The organism is Roseicella aerolata, assembly GCF_020523605.1.
GTDB classification, from domain to species: Bacteria; Pseudomonadota; Alphaproteobacteria; order Acetobacterales; family Acetobacteraceae; genus Paracraurococcus; species Paracraurococcus aerolatus.
This window is the reverse complement of record NZ_JAJAQI010000012.1, coordinates 42,773-64,866: the sequence shown is the minus strand read 5'-3', so window position 1 is coordinate 64,866 and position 22,094 is coordinate 42,773. Positions and strand designations below refer to the sequence as shown.

The 22,094-nt window shown below is 71.7% G+C and carries 16 protein-coding genes; 7 read left to right on the top strand and 9 right to left on the bottom strand.

From position 1 onward, the window contains the following. Positions 1 to 40 precede the first annotated feature (40 nt). From LHA35_RS10010 to LHA35_RS10000, 3 genes are read right to left on the bottom strand one after another with little or no spacing between them, the layout of a single operon-like run. Positions 41 to 838, bottom strand: coding sequence for an N-acyl homoserine lactonase family protein (locus tag LHA35_RS10010; RefSeq protein ID WP_226607783.1), 798 nt, complete (start codon positions 836 to 838; stop codon positions 41 to 43). Between the two features lies 1 nt (position 839). Then, the gene (locus tag LHA35_RS10005) at positions 840 to 1,739 is read right to left on the bottom strand and encodes an NAD(P)-dependent oxidoreductase (protein ID WP_226607781.1); all 900 of its coding nucleotides are present in this window, start codon (positions 1,737 to 1,739) and stop codon (positions 840 to 842) included. After that, a complete protein-coding gene (locus LHA35_RS10000) occupies positions 1,739 to 2,137 on the bottom strand; it encodes a carboxymuconolactone decarboxylase family protein (protein WP_226607779.1) in 399 nt (132 codons plus the stop codon). The genes LHA35_RS10005 and LHA35_RS10000 overlap by 1 nt, the downstream gene beginning before the upstream one ends. Positions 2,138 to 2,365: 228 nt before the next feature. Between LHA35_RS10000 and LHA35_RS09995 the strand changes: the two genes are divergently transcribed. Beyond that, the gene (locus LHA35_RS09995; protein ID WP_226607776.1) at positions 2,366 to 3,523 is read left to right on the top strand and encodes an acyltransferase family protein; all 1,158 of its coding nucleotides are present in this window, start codon (positions 2,366 to 2,368) and stop codon (positions 3,521 to 3,523) included. Between the two features lie 13 nt (positions 3,524 to 3,536). Here LHA35_RS09995 and LHA35_RS09990 read toward each other — a convergent pair whose 3' ends face one another. From LHA35_RS09990 to LHA35_RS09980, 3 genes are read right to left on the bottom strand one after another with little or no spacing between them, the layout of a single operon-like run. Beyond that, positions 3,537 to 3,833 carry a hypothetical protein gene (locus tag LHA35_RS09990; protein WP_226607774.1) on the bottom strand — a complete coding sequence of 99 codons (297 nt, stop codon included), beginning with the start codon at positions 3,831 to 3,833 and terminating at the stop codon, positions 3,537 to 3,539. 18 nt (positions 3,834 to 3,851) lie between these two features. Then, complete coding sequence (locus tag LHA35_RS09985) at positions 3,852 to 4,388, bottom strand: DUF488 domain-containing protein (RefSeq protein WP_226607771.1); 537 nt, start codon at positions 4,386 to 4,388, stop codon at positions 3,852 to 3,854. Continuing rightward, on the bottom strand, positions 4,385 to 6,697 hold the full coding sequence (locus LHA35_RS09980) for an NADP-dependent malic enzyme (RefSeq protein ID WP_226607769.1): 2,313 nt from the start codon (positions 6,695 to 6,697) through the stop codon (positions 4,385 to 4,387). The genes LHA35_RS09985 and LHA35_RS09980 overlap by 4 nt, the downstream gene beginning before the upstream one ends. A 458-nt stretch (positions 6,698 to 7,155) precedes the next feature. Here LHA35_RS09980 and mutS point away from each other — a divergent pair, with 458 nt between their 5' ends. Beyond that, positions 7,156 to 9,864: a DNA mismatch repair protein MutS gene (gene mutS / locus LHA35_RS09975; RefSeq protein ID WP_226607767.1), complete on the top strand. Its 2,709-nt coding sequence runs from the start codon at positions 7,156 to 7,158 to the stop codon at positions 9,862 to 9,864. A gap of 83 nt (positions 9,865 to 9,947) precedes the next feature. Next, positions 9,948 to 12,701, top strand: coding sequence for a [protein-PII] uridylyltransferase (locus tag LHA35_RS09970; RefSeq protein ID WP_226607938.1), 2,754 nt, complete (start codon positions 9,948 to 9,950; stop codon positions 12,699 to 12,701). Between the two features lie 149 nt (positions 12,702 to 12,850). Here the strand turns inward: LHA35_RS09970 and LHA35_RS09965 are convergent, their stop codons facing one another. Next, positions 12,851 to 13,888, bottom strand: a complete 1,038-nt coding sequence (locus LHA35_RS09965; protein WP_226607764.1) for a hypothetical protein — start codon at positions 13,886 to 13,888, stop codon at positions 12,851 to 12,853. 278 nt (positions 13,889 to 14,166) lie between these two features. Here LHA35_RS09965 and LHA35_RS09960 point away from each other — a divergent pair, with 278 nt between their 5' ends. After that, the gene (locus LHA35_RS09960) at positions 14,167 to 14,457 is read left to right on the top strand and encodes a hypothetical protein (RefSeq protein WP_226607762.1); all 291 of its coding nucleotides are present in this window, start codon (positions 14,167 to 14,169) and stop codon (positions 14,455 to 14,457) included. Between the two features lie 387 nt (positions 14,458 to 14,844). Here LHA35_RS09960 and xdhB read toward each other — a convergent pair whose 3' ends face one another. Next, complete coding sequence (gene xdhB, locus LHA35_RS09955; protein WP_226607759.1) at positions 14,845 to 17,202, bottom strand: xanthine dehydrogenase molybdopterin binding subunit; 2,358 nt, start codon at positions 17,200 to 17,202, stop codon at positions 14,845 to 14,847. Positions 17,203 to 17,291: 89 nt separating this feature from the next. Further along, complete coding sequence (locus LHA35_RS09950) at positions 17,292 to 18,680, bottom strand: xanthine dehydrogenase small subunit (protein WP_226607757.1); 1,389 nt, start codon at positions 18,678 to 18,680, stop codon at positions 17,292 to 17,294. Between the two features lie 286 nt (positions 18,681 to 18,966). Between LHA35_RS09950 and gnd the strand changes: the two genes are divergently transcribed. From gnd to LHA35_RS09935, 3 genes are all read left to right on the top strand, one after another. Continuing rightward, positions 18,967 to 19,992, top strand: a complete 1,026-nt coding sequence (gene gnd / locus LHA35_RS09945; RefSeq protein WP_226607754.1) for a phosphogluconate dehydrogenase (NAD(+)-dependent, decarboxylating) — start codon at positions 18,967 to 18,969, stop codon at positions 19,990 to 19,992. After that, entirely contained in the window at positions 19,989 to 20,504 is a 516-nt protein-coding gene (locus LHA35_RS09940) for a gluconokinase (RefSeq protein ID WP_226607752.1), read from the top strand. The genes gnd and LHA35_RS09940 overlap by 4 nt, the downstream gene beginning before the upstream one ends. Before the next feature lie 236 nt (positions 20,505 to 20,740). Continuing rightward, positions 20,741 to 21,688 carry a stealth conserved region 3 domain-containing protein gene (locus LHA35_RS09935; RefSeq protein WP_226607749.1) on the top strand — a complete coding sequence of 316 codons (948 nt, stop codon included), beginning with the start codon at positions 20,741 to 20,743 and terminating at the stop codon, positions 21,686 to 21,688. Positions 21,689 to 22,094: the final 406 nt, after the last annotated feature.

Sequence of the window (22,094 nt, the reverse complement as noted above, 5' to 3'; positions counted from 1 at the left end):
GGCGGGGCCTGACCCTGCCCCCACCGGCCGGGCCGGAGCGTCACCCGAGCGGCGGCAGGTGCAGCGCCACGACATCGCCATTCTGCCCCGGCACCTGCGGGAAGCGCTCCCGCACCGCCGGGTCATGGCCCGGGATCACCCGCGTCTCGTCCCCGCCCGCGAGCTTCTTCGCGATCCGCCAGCCCTGGGTCATGGCGCCGAGGTCGAAGATGATCGGGAAGGGATTGCCCGTGCCGCTGTTGGCATAGAAATGCATGGCGTCGGAGGCAAGGACGACGGGGCCGCGCGCCGTCTCCACCCGCACCACCTGCAGCCCGTCCGAATGCCCGCCGACGCGGTGCACCGTGACGCCGGGTGCGACCTGCCCCTCGCCGTCATGGAACTGCACCTTGTCGGCAAACAGGGCGCGGACCATGGAGACGACATGATCCGCCTCGAAAGGCAGGCGGATGCAGGCGGTGCACATGTGCCGCCCCGTGGCGAAGGCCATCTCCCGGTCCTGGATATGGATCTTCGCGCCGGTGAAGATGTCGATGCTGCCGGCATGGTCGTAATGCAGATGCGTCACGATGACGTCCCGCACCTTCGCCGGGTCGCATTCCATGGCGCGCAGGCTGTCGGCGACGCTGCGGCTGATGGTGCGGCCGCGCTTCTCCGCGCAGGCATGGTCGAAGCCGGTATCGACCACGATCTCATGCCCCTGCCCGTCACGGACCAGCCAGACGAAGTAGTCGAGCGGCATGGCCTCATGCGGGTCCTGCACCGGCAGCAGGAAGTTGGATTGCGCCGGCCGGTCATGCCGGCCGTAGCGGATGGCGTAGACCTCCCAGTTCGTCATTCTATTTGTTTCCCCCGAGGATCTCGCCCGCCATCTTCTCCGAGAGCTGGGCGAGCGCGGTGTGGTTGTGCCCGGGGCCGAGCGAGGCCAGCGCCGCGGCCCACATCTCCTTGCAGAGGGCGGAGAAGGGCGTCGGCGTCTCCGTCTCCCGCCCCACCTCGAGCGCGATGCCGAGATCCTTGACCATCAGCTCCAGCGCGAAGCCGTCGTCGAAGCGGCGGTTCAGCACATACTGCTTGAACTTCCGCTGGCTGCTGTTGGACATGCCGGAGGAGGCGTTCAGCACATCGACCATGGTCGAGGGGTCGAGGCCGAAGCGCTGGCCGATCAGCAGCACCTCGATCCCCATCAGGAAGGTGCCGGCGGAGGAGAGGTTGTTCAGCGCCTTCATCGCCTGCCCGGCGCCGATGCTGCCGCAGCGATAGAGGCTGCTGCCCATCGCCTTCAGCACCGGCTCGGCGCGATCGAGCTCGGCCGTCTCCCCGCCCAGCATGATGGCGAGGTCGCCGGACTTCGCCCGCGGCACGCCGCCCGAGACCGGCGCGTCGATCATGGCGACGCCGCGCCCGGCGAGCTTCGCCGCGATCTCCCGCGTCTTCGCGGGCTGGCCGCTGGTCATGTCGATGACAAGGGCGCCCTTCGCCAGCGAAGGCGCCATCTGCTCGGCCACCTGCGCCACCTGCCTGCTGGTCGGCAGGATGGTGATCACGGCATCCGCGCCCTGGGCCGCCTCCGCGGCATCCGCCGCGGCGCGGCCGCCCACCTCCGAGGTGAACTGCGCGCTGCGGCCGGGCACCGCGTCGCAGGCCACGACCTCGAACCCCGCCTTCACCAGGTTGGCCGCCATGGGCCAGCCCATATTGCCGATGCCGACGAAGCCGATCGTCTTCAGCGCGGACATTACTTCTTCCCCGGCAGCGCGCCCTCGGCCACGAGCACCTCATGCGCCGCCTTGAAGGCATCGAGCCCGGCGGGGATGCCGCAATAGGCGGTGGCGTGCAGCAGCACCGCCTTGATCTCCTCGACCGTCAGGCCGTTGTTCAGCGCGCCCTTCACATGCAGCTTGATCTCGGGCGTCTTGCCGAGGGCGGTCAGCATGGCGAGGTTCAGCATGGAGCGCGTCTTCCGCTCCAGCGTCGGGTCGCCCCAGGCCCAGCCCCAGGCCCAGGCGGTGGTGGCGCGCTGGAAGGCCATCATGAAGTCGTCGGCCTTGGCCATGGAGCCGTCGACATACTCGGCGCCCAGCACCTCGCGCCGGATCGGCAGGCCCTTGTCGAACAGCGCGGAATCCTCGGACATGGCGTTCCTCCTCATGCACAGGGGCGGGAGGCTCGCGCGGGCGGGCCCGGCGGTCAACCGGGCCCGCCGCCCCTGCGCGCGCGCCGCGGCCGTCTCGTTCCGAATCCGGTCATTCCGAAGTGATCGTTGCTGGCGTGGATTCGCGCTGCGCCCCTCCGGCTTCCGTTCCACCATCCGAATGCAGCCGCGCCTCCGGACCGCGCGGGGCGGGGCTGGGGGAGCGCGGCGATGCCGGATGGGACGAGACCGGGTGCCGAGGGCCAGGCCGGCGCGGCGTCAGCCGCGCAGGCCTCGCCGCGCCTGCTCGACGGGCTGCGCGGACTGGCGGCGCTGGCCGTGGTCTTCACCCATATCCTCAGCATGGCCCCGCCGCTGCCCCCGGCGCTGCTCCCTATGCTGGAGGCGACGCCGCTCCGCCTCATCCATACCGGGCGGGCGCCGGTCATCTTCTTCTTCGTGCTCAGCGGCTATGTGCTGACCCTGTCCCTGCTAAAGGACCGGCGGCCGGGCCTCGCCACCTTCGCGCTGCGCCGGAGCTGCCGGCTGCTGCTGCCGGTCGCCGGCGCCGTGCTGGTCTCGGCGGCGCTCAGCCTTGCCCTGCGGCCGGGCCCGCTGCCGCAGGGCGGCTGGGACGCGCAGGTGCTGTGGTCGGAGCCGGTGGGGACGGGCATGGTCCTCCGCCAGGCGCTGCTGCTCGGCGCGGATGGCTGGTTCACCCTCGACATCCCGCTCTGGACCCTGGTGCATGAATGGCGGATCACGCTGCTCTTCCCGCTGGTCCTGCTCTTCCGCGGCCGCGTCGCCTGGCTGCTCGGCCTCGCCCTGCTGCTGCATGTCGCGGCGATCGCGCTCGGCGTGGCGCCGGACCGCCACCAGCTCGGCCCGCGGCTGCCGTCCACGCTGCTCTCGGATGCCTATTTCCTGCTGCCCTTCGCGGTGGGCGCGGCGCTCGCGCTCGAAGGGCAGGGCGGCCAGCTGCGCCCGGCCTGGGCGCGCCGCCTGGCCTGGGCGGGCATCCTGGTGGCCGTCAGCCTGCCGCATGACCTGATGGTCATCACCGCCTCGGCGGCGCTGATCCTCCTCGCGCGCGGGCCGGGGGCGCTGCCGCGGGTCCTGGCGCGGCCGGGCCTGCTCTGGCTCGGCCGCATCTCCTTCAGCCTCTACCTGATCCACATGCCGGTGCTCGGCGCCATGCTGCACGGGCTGGGCGGCGTGCTCCCGCCCTGGGGGGCGCTGCTGCTCGGCCTGCCGCTCGCCCTGCTGGCGGCGCAGGGCTTCCACGCCCTGGTCGATGCGCCGGCACAGCGGCTCAGCCGGCGGATCCGCCTCTCGGCCGCAGCGGCCATGCCGGCGCGGCAGGACAAGCCGCAGCCGGTATCGGCCTGACCACCGGCGGCGCTCAGCCCTCCGCCATCATCTCGCGCAGCCAGTCCTCGCCCTCGGGCGAGAGGGCATGCCAGGCGGTGTCGGGCGAGGTGCGGGTCACCAGCAGCCGGGTGCCGGCCCGCTGCGCCGGCGGCACCGCCTTCAGCAGGTGGTCGCGCAGATAGGCGGGGGAGACGCCGGTCTCCGCCAGGGTCGCCCCGGGCGCCACCTGCCAGTGCCCGGGCGCGATCTGGAAGATCGCCTCGAAGAAGCGCTTCTGGTCATCCGGCGTCAGGCCGGACAGGTCATGCAGGATGAGGCTGAGCGCCATGCAAGAGACCCTTCATCATCAGCCCGGCACGCTGCCGTCCGTATGCAGGTGGACAATGCCCGATCCGGTGGCGTCTGCAACAGCTTCTGCAACCAGGGTGCGGTGGCACTGCCGCGGATCGGCCTCGAGGCAGAGCAGACAGAGCCTTTCCTCGCGCGCCTGGCCGGCCAGGGTGGCGATGGCCGCCTGCGCCTCGGTGCCCGCCAGCCGGGCGCCGAAGATCCGCTTCATCTCCGCGCTGCGGCCGGCACGCGCCGCGGCGCGTCCTTCCGCCGGGGTACCGAGCGCCCGGAGATGGACGTAGCGGATGCCCGCCGCCTCCAGCGCCCCGGACAGGGCCCGCTTGGCGAAGCCGGGGCGGCGGCTGTTCGGCAATTCCCGCACATCCACCAGGGTGGTGACGCCGGCCGCCCGCAGCCTGGCGATCAGCGCCCCCGGCGTCGCCCCCTCATAGCCGATGGTGAAGAGGGGCGGCGCTGGCGGCCGGTCCGGGCCGTCCGGCCCGGCCGGGGCCTCGGCCGCCCCGGCGGCAATCCGGTCGCCGGCCCCGCTCACCGCGGGATGGCGGCATGCGCGGCGAGGCAGGCCATGTCCAGCAGCTGCGTCACGCTGGCATCGGTCGGCACGATCTGCACGGGGCGGGAGAGACCCATCAGCAGCGGCCCGATCGCCGTGCCGCTGGTCAGGCGCGGGACCGACTTGGTCAGGATATGCGCCGCGTGCAGCCCCGGCATCACCAGCACATTGGCCGCGCCGGTCAGCCGGCTGAAGGGGTAGAGATGGGCGCGCAGCGCCGGGTCCAGCGCCACATCGGCCGACATCTCGCCGTCATACTCGAAATCGACCCGGCGCTGGTCCAGCAGCTTCACCGCCTCCCGGATGCTGCCGGGGATGGAGCCCTTGGGGTCGCCGAAGGTGGAGAAGGAGAGGAAGGCGACCCGCGGCTCATGCCCCAGCCGCTGCGCCGCCCGGGCGGACTGGATCGCGATCTCGGCCAGGCATTGCGCGTCCGGCCGCTCATGGATCGCGGTGTCGGCGACGAAGACGGTGCCGGAGACGCGGGCGAGCAGCAGGGTCAGGCCGAACATCACCTCGCCCGGCGCCGGGTCGATGGCCGAGGTGATGCCCTCCAGCGCCACCGAGTAGCTGCGCGTCACGCCGGTGACGAGGGCATCGGCATCGCCCATCGCCACCATGCAGGCGGCGAAGACGTTGCGGTCCTGGTTGACCAGGCGCTGGCAGTCGCGGAACAGCATGCCCTGGCGCTGCTGCTTGGCATAGAGGAACTCGGCATAGCGCCGGTTGCTGTCGGAGAGGCGGGCGTTGCGGATGACGATGCCGGTGGGCAGCGGCACGCCGATCGCGCGCGCGGTGGCCTGGATCCGGTCCTCCCGCCCCACCAGCACCGGCGTGCCGTAGCCCGCCTGGTGGAAGGCGATGGCGGCGCGGATGACCTTCTCCTCCTCGCCCTCGGCGAAGACCACGCTGCGCGGATTGGCGCGCACGCGCTCGGTGATCAGTTCCAGCGCATTCGCCGTCGGGTCCAGCCGGCCCGCCAGGTTGCGGGCATAGCGTCCGAGATCGGTGATCGGCCGGCGGGCGACGCCGCTCTCGATCGCGGCCTTCGCCACCGCGACCGGGACGCGGGAGATCAGCCGCGGGTCGAAGGCGTTGGGGATGATGTATTCCGGCCCGAAGCGTAGCGACTTGCCGGCGCCGGCGGTGTTCACCTCCTCCGGCACGTCCTCCCGCGCCAGCAGCGCCAGCGACCGGGCGGCGGCGATCTTCATGGCGTCGTTGATGGTGCTGGCGCGCACGTCCAGCGCGCCGCGGAAGATGAAGGGGAAGCCGAGGACATTGTTGACCTGGTTCGGGTAGTCGGACCGGCCGGTCGCCACGATGCAGTCCGGCCGCGCCGCCTTGGCGTCCTCCGGCGTGATCTCGGGGTCCGGATTGGCCATGGCGAAGATGATCGGCTTGTCCGCCATGGCGCGGACCATGTCCTGCGTCACCGCGCCCTTCACGGACAGGCCGAAGAAGACATCGGCGCCCTCCAGCGCCTGGGACAGCGTCCTTGCCTTGGTCTCGACCGCATGGGCCGATTTCCACTGGTTCATGCCCTCGGTGCGGCCGCGGTAGAGCACGCCCTTGGTGTCGCACATGATGATGTTCTCGGGCCGCATGCCCATGGCCCTGAGCAGCTCGGCGCAGGCGATGGAGGCGGCACCGGCGCCGTTGATGACGAGCCGCGTCTGCGCCAGGTCCCGCCCGGTCAGGTGCGCGGCGTTGATGAGGCCGGCTGCGGCGACGATGGCGGTGCCGTGCTGGTCGTCGTGGAAGACCGGGATGTCCATCATCTCGCGCAGCCGCTGCTCGATGACGAAGCACTCCGGCGCCTTGATGTCCTCGAGGTTGATCCCGCCGAAGCTGGGGCCGAGGAAGCGGACGGCATTGACGAACTCGTCGGCATCCTCGGTATCGAGGCAGAGATCCATGCCGTCCACATCGGCGAAGCGCTTGAAGAGGGCGACCTTGCCCTCCATCACCGGCTTCGAGGCCAGCGCGCCGAGATTCCCGAGTCCGAGCACCGCCGTGCCGTTGGAGATGACGGCGACGAAATTGCCCTTAGCCGTGTAGTCATAGGCCAGCGTCGGGTCGCGGTGGATGTGGAGGCAGGGCTCGGCGACGCCGGGGCTGTAGGCCAGCGACAGGTCGCGCGCGGTGATCAGCGGCTTTGTCAGCCGGATCTCCAGCTTGCCCGGGCGGCCCTCGGCATGCAGCGCCAGCGCCTCCTCGGGCGTGACGCGGGCGGTGCGGCTGTCGGCGAGCGTGCCGGCAAGCCCGGCCTTCGGTACATCATCCATGCGACTTGGTCCTCTCGCTCGCCCTGGGGCCTGTGCCGGCCCCCGTTATTGCCGCCATTTAGGCAGTCGCCGGGCTTGCCGTGAAGGCCGGGGCTTCGCAGCCGCGAAGCCGGAAGCGCAGAAGGGCAGTGGTCGGACGATCGCCTGTCCCGGGCATCGGGCGATCCCGCAAGCGGCAGCGGCACGCCGGCCCGTGACGGGCGGGGGCGATGCGCGCGCTCGCGGCCCTGCCGGGACTGCGCCGGTCATCGGCCCGCATGGTGCAGCCTGGGCGCCAGCGCAGGCGGCTTGCGAAGGGCCGGATCGTGCGGCGCGGCACGGGGCTGCGCCGGGGACGCATTCCGGGTAGAGCGGAGGCCCGCAGGCGGAGGCGCCCGGAAGCGTGAAGCCACTCCGCCAGCCAGGGCAGGCGCGCTTTCGGGCTGCACAGCCCCCGTGGAAAGGCTCTAGGAACCGGCATGGACCAGGCCCTCGATTCCGCCGCCCGGCTGCCCAGCGCGGCGGGTGCCTCCCCCGCCATGGCGCAATGGTTCGCGCTGAAGGCCGCGCATCCCGACGCGCTGCTCTTCTTCCGCATGGGCGACTTCTACGAGCTGTTCTTCACCGATGCCGAAGCCGCTGCCGAGGCCCTGGACATCGCGCTGACCTATCGGGGCGAGCACCAGGGCACGAAGATCCCGATGTGCGGCGTGCCCGCGCACAGCCATGAGAGCTACCTGGCCCGGCTGATCCGCCGCGGCTTCCGGGTCGCCATCGCCGAGCAGATGGAGACCCCGGAGGAGGCGAAGCGCCGCAAGGCGAGCGCGGTGCGGCGCGAGGTGGTCCGCCTCGTCACCCCCGGCACGGTCACCGAGGAGACGCTGCTGGAGGCCTCGCGGCCGGCCTGGCTGCTGGCCCTCGTCCCGGAGGGCGAGCGGCTGGGCGCCGCCTGGCTGGACCTCTCGACCGGCGCCTTCGAGACCGAGGCACTGGCGGCCGGGGACCTGCCGGCGCTGCTGGCCCGGCTGGAGCCGGCCGAGGTGCTGGCCCCCCCCGGCCTCGCCTTGCCCGGCGCGGTGGAGGCGAGCCCGCCCCGCGACGGCGCCCGCCGCCTGGCGGAGGCCTATGGCGTCGCGACCCTGGAGGGCTTCGGCACCTTCTCGGCCGCCGAGGCGGCGGCGGCGGCCATGGCGCTCAACTATGTCCGCGCGACCCAGAAGGGCGAGGCCGGCCGGGCGCTGCCCCATCTCTCCCGGCCCGTGCCACGCGGCGGGCAGGGCGTGCTGCAGATGGATGCGGCGACGCGGCGGAGCCTCGAGATCCTGCGCGCCGAGCGGGGCGGGGCGCGGGACTGCCTGCTGGCCGCGGTGGACCGCACCGTGACCGCGGCCGGGGCGCGGCTGCTGGCCGACCGGCTCGGCTGCCCGCTGGCCGAGGCCGGGCCGATCGCCGCCCGCCATGATGCGGTCGCCGCGCTGCTGGCCGCGCCCGCGCTGCGCGCCAGGATCCGAGGCGCGCTGAAGGGGGCGCCGGACATGGCCCGCGCCCTCGGCCGCCTGGCCCTCGACCGCTTCGCGCCGCGCGACCTCGCCGCGATCCGGGACGGCCTCGCCCGCGCTCGCGTCATCGCCGCGGCGCTCGGGGGCGAGGCGGCCGCGCCGGGCGACCCCTCCGCCCTGCTCGGCGAGGCCGGCGGGGCCCTGCCGCCGCTGCTGGCCGAAGGCGCCCGCGCCCTCCGCCCGGCGCAGGACCCGGCGCCGGAACTGGCCCGCGCCCTGGCCGAGAGCCTGCCGGCGCGGCTGGATGACGCCGGTATCGTCGCGCCGGGCTATGACGGCCAGCTCGATGGCCTCCGGCGCCTCCGGGACGATGCGCGCGGCGCCATCGCCGCGCTGCAGCTCGACCTCGCCCAGGCCTGGGGCGTCGCGGCGCTGAAGGTCCGCCACCACCAGCAATTCGGCTATCTCGCCGAGCTGCCGGCGGCGGCCGGCGAGAAGCTGCTGCGCGACCCGCCGGCGCAGGCGGCCGGCGACTTCGCCCCCATCCACCGCCAGACCATGGCGAATGGTGTCCGCTTCACCTGCGCGGCGCTGGCCGGTCTCGACCGCCGCCTGTCCGAGGCGGCCGAGGAGGCGGCGCGGCGGGAGAAGGCGATCGCGCGGCACCTGCGCGAGCTGTGCCTCGCCGCCGCCCCCGGCATCGCGGCGGCGGCCGAGGCGCTGGCCGAGATCGACCTCCATGCCGCCGCCGCCGAGCTGGCGGCCGAAGGCGGCTGGTGCCGGCCGGAGATCACCGGGCGGCCGGATTTCCGCATCACCGCCGGCCGCCACCCGGTGGTCGCCGCCGCCCTCGCCCGCAACCGCGGCCCGGCCTTCGTGCCCAATGACTGCGACCTCTCGCCCGGCCAGCGCATCTGCCTCCTCACCGGGCCGAACATGGCGGGCAAGTCCACCTTCCTCCGGCAGAACGCGCTGATCGTCGTCCTCGCCCAGGCCGGGCTCTTCGTCCCGGCCGAGGCGGCGCGGCTCGGCCTGGTCGATCGCCTCTTCTCGCGCGTCGGCGCCTCGGACGACCTGGCGGGCGGGCGTTCGACCTTCATGGTGGAGATGGCCGAGACGGCGGCCATCCTGAACCTCGCCGGGCCGCGCAGCCTGGTGGTGCTGGACGAGGTCGGGCGCGGCACCGCCACCTGGGACGGGCTCGCCATCGCCTGGGCGGCGCTGGAGGCGCTGCACGACCGGACCCGCTGCCGCACCATCTTCGCCACCCATTTCCACGAGCTGACCGCGCTGACCGGCAAGCTGCCCGAGCTGATCCCGGCCACCATGCGCGTGCGGGAATGGAAGGGGGAGGTGGTCTTCCTCCATAGCGTCGCCCCCGGGACCGCCGAGCGGAGCTGGGGCCTGCATGTGGCCAAGCTTGCCGGCGTGCCGCGTGCCGTCCTCACCCGCGCCGCCCAGGTGCTGGCGGCGCTGGAAGCCCGGGCGAAGGGCCTCGACCCGCTCTCGGACGAGTTGCCGCTCTTCGCCAGGGCCCCGGCGGCGGCCAAGATTGCCCCCCCGCCCGGCGAACACCCGGCCCTCGCGGCGCTGGCGGCGCTTGATCCCGATGCCTTGTCGCCACGCGAGGCGCAGGAGGCGCTCTATCGGCTGAAAAGCCTGTTGGATGGTGCTGTCCCCGGCGGCTGAGTGCGGTTACTCTCAAGGGAATGACCGCAGCCTCCGCCCTTCCCGCCCGGGCCACCGCCCAGCGCCATCCGGTGCTGGCGGAGATGCCGACCGTGATTCCGGACCTGATCGCCGAACTGTGCGGGGAAGGCGGCCCGGTCCGGCGGGAGGAGGCACTGGACCTGCTGCGCCGGCATCTCGGCCGCATGCAGGGCACGGTGCAGGAGAGCTTCGAGGCGCATGAGCTGTCCGGCCTCGCCTCCGCCCGCTGGCTGGCGGCGCTGACCGATGGGCTGATGACCGCCATCCACCGCTACGCCCTGGCCATGGTCCCGGCCCGGGAGGCCGAGAAGGCGGAGCCGCCCTTCGCGCTGGTCGCGACCGGCGGCTATGGCCGCGGCGTGCTGGCCCCCTATTCGGATATCGACCTGCTCTTCCTGACCGACCAGCCGGCCGGGCCGCGGGCGCAGCGGGTGGTGGAGTTCGTCCTTTACCTGCTCTGGGACCTTGGCCTGAAGGTCGGACATGCCACGCGCTCCATCCGGGACTGCCTGGAGGAGTCCGGCAAGGATGCGACGGTGATGACCGCGCTGGTCGATGCCCGCTTCCTCGCCGGCGAGAAGCCGGTCTTCGACCGCTTCCTGGAGGCCTTCGGCCGCGCCAACCAGCAACGCGGCCTCGGCCCCTTCCTCGCCGCCAAGCGGGCGGAGCGCGCCGCCCGCCACGCCCGCTATGGCGACAGCCCCTATCTGGTCGAGCCCAACATCAAGGAGGGGCGCGGCGGCCTTCGGGATCTGCAGACCCTCTACTGGCTCTCCCGCTACGCCTTCGGCACCCAGCGCATGCCGGACCTGGTCGGGCCGGAGAGCCCGGGCGGCGGCCTGCTGACCGACCACGAGGCGAGGGCCATCCGCCGGGCCTGGGACTTCCTCTGGACCGTCCGCTTCCACCTCCACTACGTCGCCGGCCGGGCGGAGGAGCGCCTGACCTTCGACTTCCAGCCGGTGGTCGGCGCCCGCATGGGCTACACGCCGCGCGGCCGGCAGGACGGCGTCGAGCGCTTCATGAAGCACCTGTTCCTGACGGTGCGCGACGTGCTGCGGCTGACCCGGGTGCTGGAGCCGGCGATCGAGCGCGCGGCACTCGGCCCGCCCGCGACGCGGCGGCAGGGCGATGCGGCGCTGGCGGAAGCGGGCCTCGCCTTCGCCGACGGCAAGCTGGTGGCGGCGCCGCCGAACCGGGACTTCTCCCGCGAGCCGATCCTGATGCTGCGGATCCTGAAGGCCGCGCGGGACCGCAAGCTGGACATCCATCCCCTCGCCATCCGGGCGCTGATCCGCAACGCCCACCACGCCGTCCATCTCCGCGGCGATGCCGAGGCCAATACCCTCTTCCTCGATCTGCTGGCCGGCCGGGATGCCGCGACCTGGCTGCGGCTGATGAACGAGACGGGGTTCCTCCCCCGCTTCATCCCCGACTGGGCCCGCATCGTCGGGCTGATGCAGTTCGATACCTACCATGTCTATACGGTCGATGAGCACACCATCGAGGCGATCGGCGTGCTGCAGCAGATCGAGCGGGGCGAGCTGGCGGAGGCCGCGCCCGTTGCCTCCGAGCTGATCGGCCAGCTCCAGTCCCGCCGCGCCCTGTACATGGCGACGCTGCTGCATGACATCGCCAAGGGCCGCGGCGGCGACCATTCCGAGCTCGGCGCCCGGATCGCGACGGAGCTGGGGCCGAAGCTCGGCCTGACGCCGGAGGAGACCGAGACCGTCTCCTGGCTCGTCCTGCACCACCTGCTGATCAGCCAAACCGCCTTCAAGCGTGACATCGAGGACCCGAAGACCATCCTCGACATCGCCGACCTGGTGCAGTCGCCCGAGCGGCTGCGGCTGCTGCTGGTGCTGACGGTCTGCGACATGCGCGCGGTCGGGCCCAAGGTCTGGAACGGCTGGAAGGCGACCCTGCTGCGGGAGGTCTACTGGCGCGTGGCCGAGGTGCTGGCCGGCGGCCTTTCCGTGCCCGAGCGCGACGTGCGCGTGGCCCGCGCGCGGGAGGCCGCGGTGGCCATGCTGGCCGGCTGGCCGGCGGCGGATCGGGAGCGGTTCCTGGTCCTCGGCTATCCCGGCTACTGGCTCTCCTTCGATGCCGAGACGCATGCCCGCCATGCCGCCCTGATCCGGGAGGCGGAGGCGACCAAGGCGCCGCTCACGGTCCGGACGCGGGTGATGGAATCCCGCGCGGTGACCGAGATCACGGTCTATGCCGCCGACCACCCCGGCCTGTTCAGCCGCATCGCCGGCGCGCTGGCCGTGGCGGGTGCCAGCATCGTCGATGCGCGGATCCACACCCTGACCAACGGCATGGCACTGGATACCTTCTGGGTGCAGGACGCCGCCGGCGGCGCCTTCGACGCGCCGCACCGCCTGGCACGCCTTTCCGTGTTGATCGAGCAGGCGCTGTCGGGCCGCCTCCGCCTCAAGGACGAGATCTGCAAGGTCCGGCGGGAGCCGGCGCGGCTCAGGGCCGTGACCGTGCCGCCGCGGGTGGTCTTCGACAACCATGCCTCGAACACCCATACCGTGATCGAGGTGAACGGCCGCGACCGGCCCGGCCTGCTGCATGACGTGACGGCGGCGATCAGCGATCAGGGGCTGCAGATCGCCAGCGCGCATATCACCACCTATGGCGTGCGGGCGGTGGACGTCTTCTACGTGAAGGACGTGTTCGGCCTGAAGGTCGAGAACGACCGCAAGCTCGCCAGCCTGCGCATCGCCATGGAGGCGGCGCTGGCGCCGCCGGGCGAGGGCGGCGGGCCGGCGGCGGCGGCGGCGCGCGCGGTCGCGGACCGGGCCTGACCCGCCAGGGTACCGTCTCAGGGTCCCGTCTGCGGCCCGCCGCAAGTGCGGCCTTCTTGCCCGGATGCGGTCACGCCTGGGCCGTCGGTACCATGCAAGGCCGGACGGATGGATGCCTGCCGGGCGGCCGCGGCCTGCCGCGGAGCGCCCTATTCGACGGCACGCAGCAGGGGGGCGGCGAAGGCGGCCCGCCTCTCGGCCGCGCCGGGGGGCCGGTCGAGCGTGACCTCCTCGCCCGCGGCGCAGGCGCGCGCCACCTCCATGCCCTGGCTGGACGCCTCGTGATGGCTGCTCGCGAGGCCGGCCTCGGCCTTCGCTTCCCCGGGCGTCTCCGCCGCGGTGACGCGCAGCCCCGCGCGCCGGGCGGCCGCGGTCCAGGCTTCCCAGGTGGCGGCCGGGACCTTGCGGTCCCGCCGGTCGCCGAGCACGAAGATGGCGGCGCCGGACCGGATCGCCCGCAGGCTGCGCATGGGGTCCGCGAGCTCGCCGTGCTGCATCAGGTACTGGTCGGAGACCGTGCCGTCCTGCGTCCGGTAGAAGCCCGCGAGGTCGAGCGGCGCCGAGGCGAGCACCGCGCAGCGGATGTCGCCGCGCCGCGCCAGGAGGTTGGCGGCGACGACCCCGCCGGAGGAGAAGCCGGAGAGCACGAAGTCCCGGAAGCCGTGGCGTCGGCGCAGCTCGGTCAGCGCGGCATCGACCAGCTCGACCTCCGCCCGGCTGTGCCGGTCCTGCGCATGGTCGCCGGAGGAGCCATGCATGCCGGGGCGGCCGATCAGGACGACCGGCACCCCGCCCATGGCCCCGCTCAGCTTGCGGGCGGCCGCGCGGCGGGTCTCGGCCGAGGCCTCGTAGCGCTCGCTCGCGGCATCGATCTGCGGCCGGCCGCCGGCGAAGCGGTAGGCGACGCCGGTGGCATCGCCCGGGATGTAGACCAGCGCGGTGCGCCCCGCCGTCTGCTCCGCCCCCGCGGCATAGCGCAGGCATTCGTGGCGGCCATCGCGGGTGCCGACCCAGAGCCCGTCCGGCAGGGCGCGGCATCCCGCCTCGGTCGCGGTCGCGCCGCTGATGAGGCCGGCGCGGCTGAAGGTATCCGCGGTGAAGCCGGGCGGCGGCGCGCCGGTCCGGGCGGCCTGCGGCGCGTCACCGCCGCCGGTGCCGGCACAACCGGCAGCGGCGAGCAGGAGCATCATCGGGGCCAGCCGGCGGAGAGCGCGTCGGAGATGCGTCAATGATCACCTGCCTGGGACAGAGCGGGACGCCGGCCCGGCACCGCAGCCGGTGCCTCTCCGATGACTGAGTCATCGGGGTCGCTGATGGTTGCATTGTATGCAATTTTATGTGGGGTGGCTGCAAGCTTTGTGAGGGCGTCGCGGTGGACCCGCGCGTCCTGCCGGCGGGTGGCGTCGCGATGATCCTCGGGCCGCGCCGCGCGTTGCCCCTCGGATACCAGCGGGAAGAGATCGCCATGTCCGAGAGCAAAGACACCCATATCCGCCCCGAGGAGGACAGCGTCACCTCCCATGACGGCTGGGACGGGCCGCATGCGCCGCCGCGCGACAAGCGGCCGGAGGCCCAGTACCCGCGCGGCGACCTGGAGCAGGGCGTGAACCGCACCGATGCGGCCGCGCCTAAAGGGCCGGTGAATATCGGCGTGAAGGGCGGCGCCGAGGAGGCCGGGCCCGACCAGGCGGTGAAGGAGACGCCGAAGGCGACCGGCCGTGGCAGCCGGGACGCGCCCAGCCTGCCACAGGAGTGAGACCCGCCGCGGAACGTTCTGACTTTCCGCGACGCTTATCGCGCGCACGGTTGGTGTGGCGGCTGCGCGCTCAACTAGAAAGTCATACCGGCCGCACGACCGCCAACCATGGGTCAGGAATCCGTGCGGCCGGTTATTATCAGTCGTCCCGCATCGATGCTGACACAGTGATGCGGCCGCAGGCGCCGGCGCCGGAGTATGGGCCGCCGGCTGTATTCCAGGGTCCCAACGACCTTGCGCAGCAAGGCCGGTGGGAACCCGTTGCGGCCTCAGCCACCCATGGCGGCTGCAATCCAGCGCTTGCGCCGGCCGGTATGACATCTGCCGCATGGGATGTTGGCGCATGTCATCACGCGTCCGGTCGTGCACGGCCTTCCGCGATCTGCTCTACCTGCCGTGGAGGGCCATCAGCACCCGTTCCGGCGTCGCCGGCGCGTCCAGCCGGTCCGTGCCGATCGCGTCCTTCAGCGCGTTCCAGACCGCGGTCGCCAGCAGCAGCGGCGGCTCGCCCACCGCTTTCGAGCGGAAGATCGTCTCCGACCGCGCCGGCGCGCCTTCCAGCAGCCGCACCCGCAGCACCGGCGGCACGTCCCGGCTGCCGGGGATCTTGTAGGTGGAGGGGCCGAGGGTGCGTAGATGCCCCTCGGCGTCCCACCACAGCTCCTCGCAGGTGAGCCAGCCCATGCCCTGCACGAAGGCGCCCTCCACCTGGCCGAGATCCACCGCCGGGTTCAGGCTGCGGCCGCAATCCTGGACGAGATGCGCCGAGAGGCAGCGATGCTCGCCGGTGAGCGTATCGACCGCGACCTCCGCCACCGCGGCGCCGTAGGAGAAGTAGAAGAAGGGCTTCCCGCGCATGGTGGCGCGGTCCCAGTGGATGTCGGGCGTGCGGTAGAAGCCGGTGGCGGAGAGCGAAACGCGCTTCAGATAGGCGAGCCTCGCCAGTTCCCCGAATTCCATGGCGCGGTTGCCGCCGGCGGTGGCGAGGCCATCGGCGAACGCCACCTCGTCCGGTGCCACGCCCCATTCCTTCGCCGCCACCGCCGCCATGCGGCTGCGGATCGCGCTGGCCGCGGCATGCGCCGCCCAGCCATTCAGGTCGCTGCCCGTGCTGGCGGCGGTGGGGGAGGTGTTGGGGACCTCCGCCGTGCTGGTCGCGGTGATGCGGATGCGGTCGGTATCCACGCCGAAGACGCTGGCGACGACCTGGGCGACCTTGACGAAGAGCCCCTGGCCCATCTCCGTCCCGCCATGGTTCAGGCGGATCGAGCCATCGGTATAGACATGCACCAGCGCGCCGGCCTGGTTCATGTGCGTCTGGCCGAAGGAGATGCCGAAGGCCAGCACCATGCTGCCGAGGCCCCGGCGCAGGTATGGATGCTGCGCGTTGAAGGCGGCGATCTCCGCGCGCCGCGCATCCCAGCCGCTGTCGGTCTTCGCCTCCGCCCAGACGCGGCGGATCAGGTCGCCTTCCAGCGCCTGGCCATAGGGCGTCTCGGCCCCGTTCTCCCCGCCGGCGAAATTGCGCGCCCGCACCGCCTCCGGCGGCAGGCCGGCCGCCTTCGCCACGCGGTGCACCACATCCTCCATCAGCAGCGCGCCCTGCGGGCCGCCGAAGCCGCGGAAGGCGGTGTTGCTGACCGTGTTGGTCTTGCAGGCGAGCGCCCGGAGGGAGAGCGCCGGCACGTCGCAGCAGCCGAGCGCATGGGTGATGGCGCGGAAGACGACGCCACCCGTCATGTCCAGGCTATGGCCGGCATCGGCGGCGAGGGTGGCATCCAGCGCCAGGATGCGGCCGCCGGCATCGAAGCCCGCGGTCCAGCGATAGAGGAAGGGGTGGCGCTTGCCCGTCGCGGCGATATCCGCCTTGCGCGAGAGACGGAGCTTCACCGGCCGCCCGGTGCGGCGGGCCGCCAGCGCGGCGGCGGCGGCCACCCAACTTGCATTGCTCTCCTTGCCGCCGAAGCCACCGCCCATGCGGCGCACCGTCACCGTCACCTGGTTGTAGGCGCAGCCCAGCACCCGGGCGACGATGTGCTGCACCTCGGTCGGGTGCTGGGTCGAGGAATGGATGGCCACATCGCCATCCTCCCCCGGCACCGCCATGGCGATCTGGCCTTCCAGGTAGAAATGCTCCTGCCCGCCGGCCCGGAACTCCCCGAAGATCCGGCGCGGCGCGGCGGCCAGCGCCGCCGCCGCATCGCCGCGGCTGATGGCCTGGGGCGGCAGCACCCAGTTCTCGCGCGCGATCGCCTCCGCGATGGAGAGGACGGGCGGCAGCGGCGCGATCTCCGGCCGCAGCGCGGCGGCGCCGGCCAGCGCCGCGTCCCGCGTCTCCCCGACCACGACCGCGAGGGGCTGGCCGGCATACTCCACCAGGCCATCGGCCAGCATGACCTCCCCGCTGCCGGCCGGGGCGATGTCGTTCCGGCCTGGGATGTCGGCGGGGAGCAGCACCGCGACCACGCCGGGAAGCGCGCGCGCCGGCGCCGGGTCGATGGGGGAGAGCCGGCCATGCGCCACGGGGGACAGGGCGAGGGCCGCATGCAGCAGCCCTGGCGGCTCCGGCAGGTCATCGAGGAACCGCGCCTCGCCGGTCGTGTGCCGGAGGGCGCTGTCATGCCGCAGCGCGGCGCCCATGCCGCCCCGGGCGTTCGGCTGGAGCGGCCGGTCCGCGCCCTGAACCTCGGCGTCCTGCGCCTGCGGCGCTCCGCGATCGGGCGCGGCGGCGGGCGGCCGCTTCACACTCCGCGCCTCTGGCGCTCCGCGATCGGGCGTGGCCGTGGGCGACCGATTCACGCTCCGCGCCTCTGGCGCTCCGCGATCGGGCGCCGTCACAGCGCATGCACCTCCGCCGGAAGGTCGGGCCGCGCCACCCGCCAGTAGAGCCGCCGCAGCAGCCCCTGCGCCGCCGCCAGCCGGTAGGCGGCGCTGCCGCGCCAGTCCGAGAGCGGCGAGACGTCCTTCGCCAGCTCATCCGCCGCACCGGCGAAGCAGGCCGGCGCCAGCAGCGCGCCGGTCAGCATCGCCTCCGCGGCCGGGGCGCGCGCCGCCATCGGGCCCATGCCGCCGAAGGCGAGCCGCGCCCCGGCGATGCGCCCGCCTTCGATCCGCAGCAGGAAGCCGGCCGAGACCGCGGAGATGTCCTGGTCATGGCGCTTCGAGACCTTCTCGCAGGCCAACACCGCGCCCGCGGCCGGGCGGGGCAGGCGGATGGTGAGGATGACCTCATCCGGCGCCAGCGCGGTCCGGCGGTAGCCGAGCAGGAAATCCTCCAGGCGCTGCTCCCGCTCCCCCCGCACCGAGGCGATGCGCAGCACGGCGCCGAGGGCGAGCAGCGGCGGCAGCATGTCCCCGATGGGGGAGGCGGTGCCGAGATTGCCGCCGACCGTCCCCATGGCGCGGATCTGGCGGGAGCCGAGCCGCGCCAGCATGGCGCCGAGCGGGGCGAAGGGCCCCTCCAGCCGCGGCAGCAGCCGGGCATAGGGCAGGGCGGCACCGATGGTGAGGCCACCGGTATCGGCCGTGAGCGCCTGCAGCTCCGGCACGGCCGAGAGGTGGATGACCACGGGCGGGCGCTGCCGGTGCTCGCTGGCCAGCAGGCCGAGATCGGTGCCGCCGGCCAGCAGCCAGGCACCCCGGTGGGCGGCGCGCAGTTCCAGCAACTCGGCGAGGGTGGCCGGGCGGTGGAAGACCTGGCCCGGCGCCTCGAAGCGCGCGCCGCCGACCGCGGGCAGGGCGGGCGGCGCGGCGCCGTCATCCTCCAGCCGGGCGAAGGCGTCCACGATCGGGCGGTAGCCGGTGCAGCGGCAGAGATTGCCCGCCAGCGCCTCATGCACCGATCCGCCTTCCCGCGCATGGGCCCAGGCGGCCATGGCGATGCCCGGGGTGCAGAAGCCGCATTGCGTCGCGTCGCCTTCCGCCAGCAGGCGCTGCACCGGATGCGGTCCGCCTTCCGGCCCGCGCAGCCCTTCCACTGTCCGCACCGCGCAGCCATGCAACTGGCCGAGCAGGGCAAGGCAGGCATTCACCGGCGCGCGGGACCCGTCCGCCCCTTCCAGCACCACCGTGCAGGCGCCGCAATCGCCTTCCGCGCAGCCTTCCTTCGTGCCGGTCAGCCCGGCGGGGCCGCGCAGCCAGTCCAGCAGGGTCATGGTGGGGGAGGTGCCGGCGGGCAGCGCCACCGGCGAACCGTTGAGCACGAGCGTGATGCGATCGGCCATGGCCCGAGCCTAGAGCACATCGCGGGAGGGCGGGAACGACCGGACGCGTGAAGCAGCCCGGAAAACCAGGAGCCGCGGCGCACCGGCCTTCGGTCCCGAACGCAATCCGCCGTGACAGGCGGCACGCCAGGTGGCGCGCTTCGCCTGCCCCCCTTCCCGCCGCCCGGTCTCTGGCGGCCGGATGCCGGGATGCTTCCCTCCGGCCGGTTGCAGGCGCTACACCCGCCGCCCGGTGCCGCGGCGACCGCCGCCGGGACCGGGGCAGGCTTCAGGGAGGAATTCCGCGGTGCAGCTCGGCATGGTCGGCCTTGGCCGGATGGGCGGCAACATCGTGCGGCGGCTGCTGCGGGCGGGGCACCCCTGCATCGCCTTCGACCGCGACGCGGCGGCGCGGGAGGCGCTGGCGGCCGAGGGCGCGACCCCGGCCGCGGACCTGCCGGCCATGGTCGCGGCGCTGGCCGCCCCGCGCGCCATCTGGATCATGCTGCCCGCGGGCGCCGCAACCGAGGAGGCGCTGGCGACGCTCGCCGGCCTGCTCTCCCCCGGCGACGTGCTGATCGATGGCGGCAACAGCTTCTGGAAGGACAGCGTCCGGCGCGGCGCCATGCTGCGGGAGAAGGGGCTGCATTTCCTCGATATCGGCACCTCCGGCGGCGTCTGGGGCCTCGAGCGCGGCTACTGCCTGATGATCGGCGGGGAGGAGGCGGTGGTCCGCCGCCTGGACCCCATCTTCGCCGCGCTGGTCCCCGGGAAGGCGGCCGCGCCGCCGACGCCGGGCTTCGCCGGCGACCCGCGGGCGGAGCAGGGCTATGTCCATGCCGGGCCGAACGGCGCGGGCCACTTCACCAAGATGGTCCATAACGGCATCGAGTACGGGATGATGCAGGCCTTCGCCGAGGGCCTCGATATCCTGAAGCATGCCGATGCCGAGGCGCTGCCGCCGGAGCAGCGCCTGGCCCTGAACCTGCCCGACATCACCGAGGCCTGGCGGCGCGGCAGCGTCGTCGCCTCCTGGCTGCTGGACCTGACGGCGCAGGCGCTGCACCAGGACCCGGAGCTGGCGGGCTTTTCCGGCCATGTCTCGGACAGCGGGGAGGGGCGCTGGACGGTGCAGGCGGCGGTGGAGACGGCGGTATCCGCCCCCGTGCTGACCGCCGCGCTCTATGCCCGCTTCGCCAGCCGGGATGAGGCGCGGTTCGGGGCGAAGGTGCTGTCCGCCCAGCGCAAGGGCTTCGGCGGGCATCTGGAGCCGGCGAAGCCCGCGCCGGGCGGCGCCGTGGACGGCAAGCCGCATCCGGGCCGCCCGGCGTGAGCGGCACGCGGCCCCTGGTGCTGGTGATGGGTGTTTCCGGCGCCGGCAAGAGCACGGTGGGCAGCCTGCTGGCCCGGCGCCTGGCGGTGCCCTTCGCCGATGCGGATGCGTTCCACCCGCCGGCCAACATCGCCAAGATGAGCCGCGGCGAGCCGCTGACCGATGACGACCGCTGGCCCTGGCTGGATGCGATCGGCGCCTGGGTGGATGCGCGGGCGGCGGCGGGGGAGGGCGGCGTGGTCACCTGTTCCGCGCTGAAGCGGGTGTACCGGGACCGGCTGCGGCAGGGCCGGCCGGCGCTGCGGCTGCTGCACCTGGCGGGCGACCCGGCGCTGATCGGCGCGCGGCAGGCGGCGCGGCCGGGGCACTTCATGCCGGCGAGCCTGATGGAGAGCCAGTTCGCCACGCTGGAGGCGCCGGGGGCGGAGGAGGGGGCGATTGTGCTGTCGGTGGAGCCGCCGCCGGAGGTGGTGGTGGAGGAAGCGCTAAAGGCGATTAATATGCAGCATTGACAACCTGAAAGAGAGATATCTAAACTGATTGTGTGCTTGCGTATAGAAATCATTAATGACTGCGCTGTCGTTTGCAAAGACCAGTCCGCCCCCAAACTCAGACTTTGAGGGTGCGGGCCACAAGCCTACTGCATGGGTTCGATAAGTCGCTGTTGCTCTAGACAACAGCGTGAACGTCCTGGCAGTAATGCACGCTAAGAACGTTGAATCGGATCGGGCCTGACCAGGAGATGTCCATGCGCCCAGTAGATGTGGTTTTTACGTGGGTCGATGGTAGTACGGCCAAGTTTCGGGAGAACTTCACTAGGTTTGCTGTGGGGGCGCAAGATATGGCCCGACTGCCACAACGCTTTAGCGATAATGGCGAACTCCGCTACGCCGTGCGGTCCGTCAAGCGCAACATGCCTTGGGTCCGAGACGTCATCGTGGTTCACAACGGTGAGCCTCCCTCCTTGGGTGGTGTTCGTCTTGTTAGTCATTCAGATATTTTCCCTGATTCAGGCCATTTGCCGACGTTCTCTAGTACGGCCATCGAATGTCATCTTCACAGGATACCTAGTCTCAGTGAAGACTTCATCTATTTCAATGATGATTTCTTCGTTTGTCGGCCTGTATCCCCCGAAGATCTCCAAGGTCAGCATGGTCTTGGCCGAGTGATTTTAGACAATGGATTAATGAACTCACCACCGAATCGTGAGTGGGAACTTTTTCGCTGGCTTTTGTGGGTTACGAATGCGGCTCTGGATGCGCGCTTCGGGCCGGCCAAGCGGAACGCTCCGGCGCATACGCCGCAATGGTACAATCGAACACTCTGTTCCATTGTGGAAAACGAGTGGGAGCGACCATTGCGGCAGACCTCGGCGCACCGCTTCCGCACCCGGGGAGATCTTTGGTTCCGGGCGCTTTATTGCTACTACGTTGTGTATATGCGCCACGGGCTGATGGACTCTGATGCTTTATGTGAGAAGGCAGGTAATGACTTTCATAAAGCTAATGACAAAGACGCTGTGACTATTCTGTTTGGAGACAAAGACGCGAATTTCCGGGCGCAAGTTCGGCAGGTTCTTGAGGTGCCTCCAATGTTTTTATGTCTTAACGATCATATTTCGCATTCAGACCCAAATGAGGGTGCGAAGCTCCAGATGGAAATGGTCGATTTTTTGAATCGCATGTTTCCAAATTAATTAATTTATCGTTATGATATCTAGGTGGCAATAGTGGTGGGCAGCCTTATAATGTCAAAGTCTTTGCTGGTCGGGTTTGGGACAGGGGAAATGCAGCTCCAGCCCGGAGAAGTATCGTGACAAAGATCTTAGCCGAGCTGTTTCCGGACCATTCAGTATCTGAGAGGTTTTTTGGCGAAGAGACAAAGCGTGTCCCCCTTCATTGCGTGTCTTTTGCCGACCTGTCTGGCTGGGTCAGGTTTGAAGGTAGATTCGCAAATGATAACGTGTTCTGGTTGACAGACGAGATCCTTAGACAAGCGAAGTCCGGGACTGGGTTCGGGTTCGTCCTAAGTAATTGGTCCCCTGCCGGCGCGGTGAGTGGCACCGAAATCGTCCTGATGAGTCCGCGCCTCCGAGATTTAAA

Excerpts from the sequence above, each read along its gene's own strand:
- LHA35_RS10010 (WP_226607783.1), bottom strand. The coding sequence starts at position 838 with ATGACGAACTGGGAGGTCTACGCCATCCGCTACGGCCGGCATGACCGG.
- LHA35_RS10005 (WP_226607781.1), bottom strand. The coding sequence starts at position 1,739 with ATGTCCGCGCTGAAGACGATCGGCTTCGTCGGCATCGGCAATATGGGC.
- LHA35_RS10000 (WP_226607779.1), bottom strand. The coding sequence starts at position 2,137 with ATGTCCGAGGATTCCGCGCTGTTCGACAAGGGCCTGCCGATCCGGCGC.
- LHA35_RS09995 (WP_226607776.1), top strand. The coding sequence starts at position 2,366 with ATGCCGGATGGGACGAGACCGGGTGCCGAGGGCCAGGCCGGCGCGGCG.
- LHA35_RS09990 (WP_226607774.1), bottom strand. The coding sequence starts at position 3,833 with ATGGCGCTCAGCCTCATCCTGCATGACCTGTCCGGCCTGACGCCGGAT.
- LHA35_RS09980 (WP_226607769.1), bottom strand. The coding sequence starts at position 6,697 with ATGGATGATGTACCGAAGGCCGGGCTTGCCGGCACGCTCGCCGACAGC.
- mutS (WP_226607767.1), top strand. The coding sequence starts at position 7,156 with ATGGACCAGGCCCTCGATTCCGCCGCCCGGCTGCCCAGCGCGGCGGGT.
- LHA35_RS09970 (WP_226607938.1), top strand. The coding sequence starts at position 9,948 with ATGCCGACCGTGATTCCGGACCTGATCGCCGAACTGTGCGGGGAAGGC.
- LHA35_RS09965 (WP_226607764.1), bottom strand. The coding sequence starts at position 13,888 with ATGCTCCTGCTCGCCGCTGCCGGTTGTGCCGGCACCGGCGGCGGTGAC.
- LHA35_RS09960 (WP_226607762.1), top strand. The coding sequence starts at position 14,167 with ATGTCCGAGAGCAAAGACACCCATATCCGCCCCGAGGAGGACAGCGTC.
- LHA35_RS09950 (WP_226607757.1), bottom strand. The coding sequence starts at position 18,680 with ATGGCCGATCGCATCACGCTCGTGCTCAACGGTTCGCCGGTGGCGCTG.
- LHA35_RS09935 (WP_226607749.1), top strand. The coding sequence starts at position 20,741 with ATGCGCCCAGTAGATGTGGTTTTTACGTGGGTCGATGGTAGTACGGCC.